Origin of the sequence: Leptospira inadai serovar Lyme str. 10 (assembly GCF_000243675.2) — a bacterium.
Lineage (GTDB): Bacteria > Spirochaetota > Leptospiria > Leptospirales > Leptospiraceae > Leptospira_B > Leptospira_B inadai.
This window is the reverse complement of record NZ_AHMM02000005.1, coordinates 68,328-77,555: the sequence shown is the minus strand read 5'-3', so window position 1 is coordinate 77,555 and position 9,228 is coordinate 68,328. Positions and strand designations below refer to the sequence as shown.

Annotated in this window: 9 protein-coding genes and 1 pseudogene; 6 read left to right on the top strand and 4 right to left on the bottom strand. The window is 46.7% G+C overall.

Features of this window, described 5'->3' with window-relative positions:
- Positions 1 to 258 (bottom strand): annotated as a pseudogene (locus LEP1GSC047_RS00790) (AraC family transcriptional regulator); the annotation flags it as partial.
- 539 nt (positions 259 to 797) lie between these two features.
- Between LEP1GSC047_RS00790 and LEP1GSC047_RS00785 the strand changes: the two are divergent.
- The 3 genes from LEP1GSC047_RS00785 (at position 798) to LEP1GSC047_RS00775 (ending at position 3,666) form a co-directional block, all read left to right on the top strand.
- The gene (locus LEP1GSC047_RS00785) at positions 798 to 1,466 is read left to right on the top strand and encodes a low molecular weight phosphatase family protein (RefSeq protein WP_010417585.1); all 669 of its coding nucleotides are present in this window, start codon (positions 798 to 800) and stop codon (positions 1,464 to 1,466) included.
- 121 nt (positions 1,467 to 1,587) lie between these two features.
- Positions 1,588 to 2,337: a type I methionyl aminopeptidase gene (gene map / locus LEP1GSC047_RS00780; protein WP_020988025.1), complete on the top strand. Its 750-nt coding sequence runs from the start codon at positions 1,588 to 1,590 to the stop codon at positions 2,335 to 2,337.
- A gap of 252 nt (positions 2,338 to 2,589) precedes the next feature.
- A complete protein-coding gene (locus tag LEP1GSC047_RS00775; RefSeq protein ID WP_010417591.1) occupies positions 2,590 to 3,666 on the top strand; it encodes a lipoprotein LipL41 in 1,077 nt (358 codons plus the stop codon).
- 8 nt (positions 3,667 to 3,674) lie between these two features.
- On the opposite strand, the gene ftsZ is transcribed toward LEP1GSC047_RS00775, so the two are convergent.
- Genes ftsZ through LEP1GSC047_RS00760 form a run of 3 tightly spaced genes read right to left on the bottom strand, consistent with a single transcriptional unit; the run spans position 3,675 to position 6,900 of the window.
- On the bottom strand, positions 3,675 to 4,877 hold the full coding sequence (ftsZ, locus tag LEP1GSC047_RS00770) for a cell division protein FtsZ (protein ID WP_010417594.1): 1,203 nt from the start codon (positions 4,875 to 4,877) through the stop codon (positions 3,675 to 3,677).
- Positions 4,878 to 4,925: 48 nt separating this feature from the next.
- Complete coding sequence (ftsA, locus tag LEP1GSC047_RS00765) at positions 4,926 to 6,152, bottom strand: cell division protein FtsA (RefSeq protein ID WP_020988036.1); 1,227 nt, start codon at positions 6,150 to 6,152, stop codon at positions 4,926 to 4,928.
- Positions 6,153 to 6,156: 4 nt separating this feature from the next.
- A complete protein-coding gene (locus LEP1GSC047_RS00760) occupies positions 6,157 to 6,900 on the bottom strand; it encodes a cell division protein FtsQ/DivIB (protein WP_010417598.1) in 744 nt (247 codons plus the stop codon).
- A gap of 147 nt (positions 6,901 to 7,047) precedes the next feature.
- Between LEP1GSC047_RS00760 and LEP1GSC047_RS00755 the strand changes: the two genes are divergently transcribed.
- Genes LEP1GSC047_RS00755 through LEP1GSC047_RS21985 form a run of 3 tightly spaced genes read left to right on the top strand, consistent with a single transcriptional unit; the run spans position 7,048 to position 9,223 of the window.
- Complete coding sequence (locus LEP1GSC047_RS00755; RefSeq protein ID WP_039933735.1) at positions 7,048 to 7,851, top strand: MlaD family protein; 804 nt, start codon at positions 7,048 to 7,050, stop codon at positions 7,849 to 7,851.
- A 47-nt stretch (positions 7,852 to 7,898) separates the two neighbouring features.
- Entirely contained in the window at positions 7,899 to 9,002 is a 1,104-nt protein-coding gene (locus LEP1GSC047_RS00750) for a glycosyltransferase (protein WP_010417604.1), read from the top strand.
- Positions 8,999 to 9,223 carry a flagellar FlbD family protein gene (locus LEP1GSC047_RS21985; RefSeq protein ID WP_010417607.1) on the top strand — a complete coding sequence of 75 codons (225 nt, stop codon included), beginning with the start codon at positions 8,999 to 9,001 and terminating at the stop codon, positions 9,221 to 9,223. The genes LEP1GSC047_RS00750 and LEP1GSC047_RS21985 overlap by 4 nt, the downstream gene beginning before the upstream one ends.
- Positions 9,224 to 9,228 lie beyond the last annotated feature (5 nt).

The window sequence follows — 9,228 nt, the reverse complement described above, 5'->3', positions numbered from 1 at the left end:
CGGTAAATAAGCGAGAGATAGGAGCGGCATCGTCTGATAAAAGCCCGAAAGGATGGAGGCTGAGCATGCTTGGAAAATCCCAATCGAGGCAAACAGCAAGGCCAGGAGTCTATTCAGGGCGGTTTTTCGTTCGATAACGATCTGCCCTAAACACATAAGAAATCCCAGAGAAATACCGAAATGAACCATCCACCAAAGAATCGCCAACCACGGGCCGGTTTCAGGCTGGTTTCCTAGTAAATAGGATGAGTTTGGCATGCCAAGAAAGATCCGACTAGTTTGCCGAGCTGTCAAGGAATTAGAGGACAGAGGACAGAGGACAGAGGACAGAGGACAGAGGACAGAGGACAGAGGACAGAGGACAGAGGACAGATAATTATTTCTATTTCCCTGACAACAATTTTTTTAAAAACGAATTATGTTGGAGCGAGGTGTTACTGGATTTTCGATGCGGGGGTATCAGGGGGGTGACAGCTCAAGTGTGTAAATGACTTGTTAATAAATTAAAAAACATAGTAGATTCTTCCTCCTACCCCAGCATTTCCAACATCTAGCAGCTTCTGTCTAGCGTGAGCAAAGCGAGCGCATCTGTCTTGCAGAGGACAGAGGACTGAAGACAGAACATTGATGAGCCGAGTTTCCACGTTATAGAGAAAAATTCCTGCATTACAGTAGATATCTCCTCTACTTCTGTAACCTTTCCAACATCGAGCAGCTTCTGTCTAGCGTGAGCGAAGCGAATGCATCTGTCTTCTGACCTCTGTCCTCTGAATTCCGTACATCTCAAAGAAACTAGCTTGCTTGGAGAAACGAAGCTCCTAAAATCCTCTCGCATGTCCCCATTATTTCAAAATCTTAGAAATTTCTTACATGAGAGACAAACCGAAACGGAAGGCATTTTGCCGGATCGGAAGAGAATACTGACCCAGTTTTCCGAATCCATTTTGGAATCATTCGAAAAAAGAAGTAAGGCTACGATTCTATTTGTATGCACCCAGAATTCCAGGCGGAGTCAAATTTCCCAAATTTTTGGGGCGGCCATTCCGCAATTTCTGGGTGTTCCGGGTATCAAAGCCTTTTCGGGCGGGACTGAAATTTCCACATTCCATCCGAATGCGATTACGGCATTGGAAACCATCGGTTTTAGAATCGAAAACGAGGGACCTCCCCGGAATCCGAAATATTCGATTCGTTGGGCCGATGGCACGCCCGCGCTAATCGCCTTTTCCAAAAAATTTTCGGACCCTCCCAATCCTCATCGCGATTTTATCGTGATCATGGTTTGTTCGACCGCCGACGAAGCCTGCCCTTACGTTGCCGGAGCGGAGGCCCGGATTAGTCTGCCCTTTGAGGACCCGAAATCCTCCGACGATACTTCGGAGGTCGCTTCTAAATATCTGGAAACCTGCGAAAGAATCGCCCGTGAGTTGCTCTTTACGTTTCAACTAGTAAAGAATAAAATTTGAATTTCATAGCGATAACTTAGCAAGAACCGATTTCACTTTCCTAAAATGATTATTATTTAATGGAAGGCAAGATTTGTGAAATCGTTTGCATCCTTTTCTTTCTTTCGAAATAGTTTCTTTTATGACTGTGAGAACTAAAGAAGATCTGGAAGCGCTTCGACGAGTCGGTAAGGTCGTTGCCGAAACTTTAAATTATATGAGAAAAGCGGCAGTCGCCGGAATCAGTACTGCCGAACTGGACCGCATCGGTTTCGATTTTTTTTCCGGCTTCGGCGCGAGAAGCGCTCCTATGCTGTCCTATAAATTTCCCGGTCATACTTGTATCAGTGTCGGTGATGAAATCGCCCACGGCATTCCCGGTCAAAGACGTTTAAAAGATGGTGATCTAGTAAACATAGATGTCTCTCTCGAATTAAACGGATATTTTGCCGACACGGGTGCAAGTTTTCTAATAGGATCGTCCGAATCCGGGAAGTTATCATTCTTACTCGAAACTTCCGCTCTTGCCCTGAAGAACGCATTAACCCACGTTTATTCAGGAAATAGAATGAATGATATCGGTAAGGCCATCGAATACACGGCAAAGCAAAACGGGTTCAAAGTGATCCGTTCGCTTTGCGGTCATGGAGTTGGTAGCGCTTTGCATGAAGAACCTTTTGATGTTTTGAATTATTATGAACCGAGGGATCGGAGAAAATTGCAATCGGGCCAGGTAATCGCGATAGAAACCTTCGTCTCGACCGGTGCCGAGGATTTTAGGGAAGACGGAGACGGTTGGACTCTTCGAACTCCGGACGGTTCCTTTGTGGCACAATTCGAACATTCCGTCATCGTAACGGATTCCGGTCCTTTAATCCTTACCGCCGCCTAGAGGAAAACGTGGATTTAAATTCGAGTGTGATCGCATTGGTGATATGGAAAAATAAAAAGAGCGACTAGTGCGGTTCTTTCTTGAAGAGTTGGGAACGAAATACGGAATTTTTGAAGCATAGAAATGGAAACCGATGATGAAGACGGGGAGTTCGAAATAATTTTTTTTGCGGATTCATCTTGGCGGTAAAAATTATGTGGAAGGCTCTTGTTAACGATGTACAATCCTGAAGAATAATAGATCGGACATAAAATGAGAAGAATACTCCTTGGATTCTTGGTTGGAGCGATTCTTTGGCTTTCTTGTCAAAGAGTTTCGGTCGAATATCCTTCCTTTCCTCAAACCAAAGAAGGCCGAGAACTCCGGCATTTTCTGAAAGGAGTCCGAGTCGTCGCTTTGGCAGTCGAGCCGCCGACTGCCGATGTCTGGGGCCAGGATTCCGACGTTAGCCAAGCTTTCCTTCGAATCGTACCGGCAAAGATTTTCCAGGCTTTCTCGGAAGATTCCTATTTTAAGATGGTCGATCTTAGTAAACGAGCGGATATTATAGACGAGGCGAGCTTGTCTCTCACCGGAATAACGAATGGTCGGGCCAAATTAGGCGAATTACTCGGAGTGGAGGCGATTCTTTATATCAGTGTCGCAAAGCCGGTTTATGAGTGTAGCTTGGAAATGCGTGCAGATTACATGGCAATGGGAATGTTGATTTTGCAAGCCGCTGCAAACGCTAATTCCAATAATAGGCGTGGACACCGTCGTTCGTCGGCTCCGATTCGGTCTAATAATGATCCGGTACTGAAGCCCACCGGTGTTCGAAAGTTGCTTTTACCTATAGAAGCTACTTTAGTGCGAGTCGATACCGGAGAATCTAAAAAAGCCGTTATCTCCAAACCTTCCACGATTTACAATAGCGTCGGAGCGACGTCCTGTCCGGCTCTGCTGGAATCCTTATCGCAAGCCTTAACGGAAGTGATTCCGGAAATGGAAATTAAGCTATCGCCGAAAGCGGAAACGAAAAACATTCGAATTTTTACCGACGATGACGATCCGGAGATAGCTTTTTATCTTTCGGAAGGATACGAAGAGATTAAAGGCGACACTCCCAGTTTCAATCGAGCAAAGTTAGCTTGGGAAAAAGCGGATGCAAAATCCGCCGGCAAAAGCTGGGCTGCCAAGGCGAATCTTGCCACCTATTATTTCTCTCAGGGAGATTTTGAAAAAGCTGCGGAATTATACGATTCCGCAATCAAACTCGGAAGCAATAAAAAAGGCTATCTAAAAGATTTAAGCAAGATCGCGTCCTCTGCGGCGGAAGCGATCGAGGAATAGTCCTTACCTTATTTTCCTTTTTCGCTTCTGCGCATAAAAGCCGGAATATCGTAATCTTCACGAGTGGAAGTCTGCCCCGAGCGAGTCTTTAGGGACCGAACCGTTTCGGCATCCGTGATTCGCTCGGGCTCCGTGCGATAGGATGGACGTTGCTCTTCCAGGGGAGTTTGTTCCGTCAAGCCGACGACTTTTCTTTGCAGTTGCCCTGTCGGATATTTGACGCTCGAATTTGTCGGTAAGCTTGCCGGGCGTTTATTGAATCCGGTTGCAATCACCGTCACTCGGATCTTTTTTTCTAATTCGGGATCTTCGGTTAATCCCACGATAATATTCGCGTTCGGATCGACTTGCGACGTGATGATCTGAGACACTTCGTTCCAATCCGAAATCGTAAGATCCGTTCCTCCGGTTACATTGATGAGAAGAGACGTTGCTCCTGCGATCGAACGCGAATCCAAAAGCGCGTTATCGATCGCATAATTCACGGCCTCCGATACTTTCTTCTCGCCGCTGCCTTCGCCGACACCCATGACCGCGTCGCCGGTGTCTCTCATAATGACTTTTACGTCGGCAAAATCCACATTGATAATGCCGGGATTGTTTACGATATCGCTAATTCCTCTAACTGCGTTTAACAAAATATCGTCGATGACTCGGAACGCTTGATCGATCGGAGTGTCTCTGTCCACGACTTGAAAAATCGACTCGTTATTCACTAAAATAAGTGTGTCCACGTAGCTTCGTAATTGATCGATTCCGCGTTTGGCTAACTCCATTCTGCGCCGACCTTCGAACGAAAAAGGAATGGTGACTACTCCGACTACAAGGCATTTCATTTCTTTCGCAATCTTTGCGATAATGGGAGCCGCGCCGGTTCCCGTTCCGCCCCCCATCCCCGCCGTGACGAAAACCATATCGGCTCCTTGGATTATCGATTGAATTCTGTCTCGATCTTCCTCCGCAGCTTTTGCCCCGAGTTCGGGATCTCCTCCCGCTCCCATTCCTCTCGTGATTTTGGATCCGAGAGTGATTCGATTTTCTATATCCGAGCGGCGCAGTACTTGCTCGTCGGTATTCATGATGACGTATTCCACTCCTCTCAAACTGGAATGAGCCATGCGCGCGACCGCATTCATGCCGCCTCCGCCTATACCTAGGACTTTAATTATGGCTGGACTTGTCTTATCTGCTTCTTCTTCGAAACGTAACATATTTCACCTTCCTTAGGCCGTACAAACGATTCCGAAATCTCCGGAAATCTATAAATTCTCTTCGATCCATCTGCGGAGTTTTTTACCCCAGGACTCGGTACGATCTTGGGATTTCTGCTCCATCTCACCTAAGCGAGACGCATATTTAATGAGTCCTACTGCCGTCGAAAATTCGGGAGAAGAAACTCTTTCGGCCAAACCGGAAAGTCCGGCGGGCCGGGCTCGAGTGACCGTCAGATGAAAGACATCCTCGGCCAAAGATTCGATTCCTTCCAAAAGACTTCCGCCGCCCGTAAGAATCGCTCCGCCTGCAAGAAACGATTTTTTTCCCGATTTTACCAATTCGGCATCCACCATTTCGAATATTTCTCTCATACGCGGTTCGATAATATTCACCAACTCTTCCCGCAAAACGGAGCGAGCAGGACGTCCGCTAATCGGGGGAATTTCCACGGTCTCCGTCGGATCCATCTCGTCGAGAGTGCAATGTCCATATCGTTTTTTTAATAGTTCGGCGGTTTCAATGGTCGTTTTTAGACCGATGGAGAGATCGGACGTTACGTTATAACCTCCGAACGGAATGATCGCGGAGTAGGCGATTCCCCCGTCTATGTAAATGATCAAGTCGCAAATTCCCGCTCCGATATCCAATACCGCGGTTCCCAGGTCCTTCTCTCCGGAAGTCAATACCGCCTCGGAGGAAGCAAGACTGGAAAGAACACGAGCCTCTTCCACTAATCCTGCAGCTTCAACACATTTTTCTAAATTATGAAGTGCTGTAATTCCTGCGGTGACGATGTGAACTTCCGCCTCTAGTCTGACTCCGGTCATTCCGATCGGATCTTTAATGGAGGTTTGATCGTCCACGGAAAATTCCTTGGACAGTACGTGTATGATTTCCTGGTCTGCCGGAACTCGTATGGCTTGCGCGGCTTCTATGACTCTGACTACGTCCGGCTCCGTTACGGCTCGGTCTCGATTGGTTATCGCCACGACTCCTTTGGAATTATCGGCTCTTACGGACTTCCCGGTGACGTTCACCACGACCGACGTGATTTCCTGTCCGCACATCAATTCGGCCTCGCTAACCGCTTCCACAATGGAACGGGTCGTCGCCTCTATATTTACGATCGCTCCGTTCTTGATCCCGGAGGACGGGAAGGAGCCCGTGCCGATGATTTCGGTTTCGTACTCCGAAATGGGACGTCCAACGACGACTTTAGTAAGCGAAGTTCCTAAATCTAACGCCACGATTGTTCTTTCGGAAGCTTCCATTCGCTTAATGATAGACCGCGTCCTCTCCGCGGATATCCACTAATCGTGGTTTGACTTTTTCTTTTTCGAGATAGGCAAGGACTGCGTATAGCTTTCTGACTTGTTCGATTTGGAATAAAGTACCTATTTGCACTCTTACCGGGATCGGGGCATCCGTATAAACGAAGATCTCTCCATCTTCGTGAAGCGAGACTTCGGACACTCTCGTTTTTAGGGCCGGATAGGAGCGAAATGCGTTCTCAACCGAGATATACAAATCTTTGAACGCGGCACCGCTGACGAATCCACCTTCCCGAGGGAAGGTTCCCGAGAGCACGGTCAATCCAGGAGTCCGAACATCATCTTTGGATAAAACTTTCAATTCGGAATCTATCTCGAATAGATGACCGTCGGAATTGACGAGATAGACCGGTTTTCGTTCGGTAATCTCGACGAATAGTTGATCATCCGACTTTTTTTCCAGTCTGGCTTTTTTGATTCGAGGATGAGACGTTAGGCGACTTTCCATGAGACTCAGGTCGTAATTTTCGAAAGAAGTTCCAGGTTGGATTCCCATGATTTGAACGATTTCTTCCGTCTTGAGCGTCTCGTGTCCGGTCAGGATAAGTTTGTTCAACTCCTGGGGAAGGGTTCCTTTTTTGAATCCCCATCCAAGACTGCCGACGAGCAGAGCCAGAATGGCCAGGAGCCACCAACTTGTTCTTTTTTGAATGGAATCTTTCAGAAAGTCAATTAGATTATGTCTCATAGAGCTTTCTAAGGGCCTTTTTCTTCCTTCCTAAGTATCCTATCGGGAAAAATCGGAGTTTCCCGTTTGATTTTCGACTTTCTGGGAACGTTTTAGTTGCTATCTCCCGAATACCGACATACTCTAGGCGGGAAAAGTTCCGAATCGATGAAATTTCCAAAACCGTCCCCCGTTCATTTAGGACTAGCGTTCTTTTTCGTATTCTTTTTGCTGCTCTATCATTCCGTTCTGGAGAGAGCCGGAACGAAAGATATCTATCCGTATACTCTCAAAATCTATTATCCAAAGTCTCAGGGAATTCGGCCCGGAACCTCGGTTAGCATTCTCGGGGTTGAGAAGGGTTTAGTTCGGGACGTGGACGTGGTTCCGATCGAAGAGGTTCCGGATAAACGGTTTTTGGACCCGCTTCGAAAGAAAGCCGTCGAAATTACGATACGACTGGCCGACCCGATCACATTGTACGCGAATTATAATATCAGCTTTCGGACGGCGACGGTTCTGTCCGGTAGAACGATAGATATCGATCCAGGCAATGCGGAAGGCCGATCGAATATGGGATTTTTTAAGCCGACATATAAGGAAGAAGAGGAAAACGTTCCCGATTTTGCGCCTTCCGCGAAATATTACGATGATTTCTTTGCGGCTTCCACAGGAATCATCCGGGAAAATCAAAACGATATTCATGTTACCTTTCGGAACTTGCTGGAAGTCTCGGAAAAACTAAAGGGTAGCAGGGGCAGCATTCCCAGAATAATAAACGATAACGATATTCATGAGAATATCGCGGAGACCATGGTGGATATGCGTTTATTCGGAGACGATACCAGACGTTATATGGAAGGGTACCGAAAATTGGAGCGCTCTTCTCTCATTCCTTTTTCAATTAACTTGTATCGGAGAACCACCCTGATCGGTAGTATCTCTTCCGATTTCTACCTGAATCGACTATAGGTTGAAAAAACCGTGGCGATTCGCCGTTTCTTGCCGATTGGGAGGATATGAAAGTCGCCGTCATTCATGATTGGTTAAACGGAATGCGCGGAGGGGAAGTCGTTTTGGACTCCCTTCTCAAGATATTTCCGAACGCCGACCTATTTACCCTGTTTTACGAACCGGGTAAACTCAACGAAAGAATCGAAACTCGTAAAATCACGACGGCTTTTACCGACAGGCTCCCGTTTAAATCCAAGTACAGATGGTATCTTCCTCTGTTTCCGACTGCGATAGAATCTTTGGATCTTCGCGGCTATGACCTGGTATTCTCCTCCTCGCATTGCGTGGCTAAAGGAGTGATTCCCGATCCGGATGCGATTCATATTAGTTATGTTCATTCTCCGATGCGTTATGTTTGGGATCTATATTACGATTATTTTCCGACCCGAAGCGGGCTGAAGTTTTTTGCGTTCCAAGCGGTTTCGAATTACCTTAGAATGTGGGACGCGGCTTCGGCAAATAGAGTGGATTCTTTTTTGGCGAATTCCGAGTTCGTAGGACGGAGAATTCAAAAGTTCTATCGACGAGAGTCGACGATCATTCCTCCTCCTTGCCTTCCGGAAGGATTTAAAGTTAAGAGGATTCAAAAAGAGGAATTTGATTTGATCGTTTCCGCCTTTGCTCCGTATAAAAGGATAGATCTGGCGATCGAGGCGTACCGAAAAAACGGTCGACGATTGAAGATTCTCGGAAGCGGCCAAGAATATAAGAATCTAGTGAAACTTCTCCCCCCGAATGTGGAAATACTTCCTCATCGCCCTCGTTCCGAAGTAATCGAGTATCTCTCGAAGGCAAACGTCTTCGTTTTTCCCGGGATGGAGGATTTCGGAATCGCGCCTGTGGAGGCTCAAGGGTATTGTACTCCCGTGATCGCGTACGGTAAGGGCGGCGCTTTGGAAACTGTGATAGGCGGGAAAACAGGCGTATTTTTCGGAGAACAGACGGTAGACGCTCTAAATTCCGCCTTACTCGAGTCGGATTCGATCGAATGGAAGTCTAAAAATTTTCAGACCTCCGTGAATCGATTTACGGAGGAAAAATTCATTATCCAAATTTCGAAGGCGGTCGATTCTATAAACAAGAACTCCCGCTCGAGGAAGGGCAATTGATTACCCTGCACCGTTTAAAGGGGACGGAATTCGTCCTGAACGCTTCTCATATTGAATGTATCGAGGCTAACCCCGATACTACGATCACTCTTTTTAATGATCGAAAGTATGTGGTTCAAGAGAGCGTTCCGCAAGTGATCGAAAAGATTATCGAGTTCAAAAAGAGGGTATTAGTCTTTCCGATAGGCTCTGCTCCCGACCAATTTAAGAAGGTAGATTAAGCGAT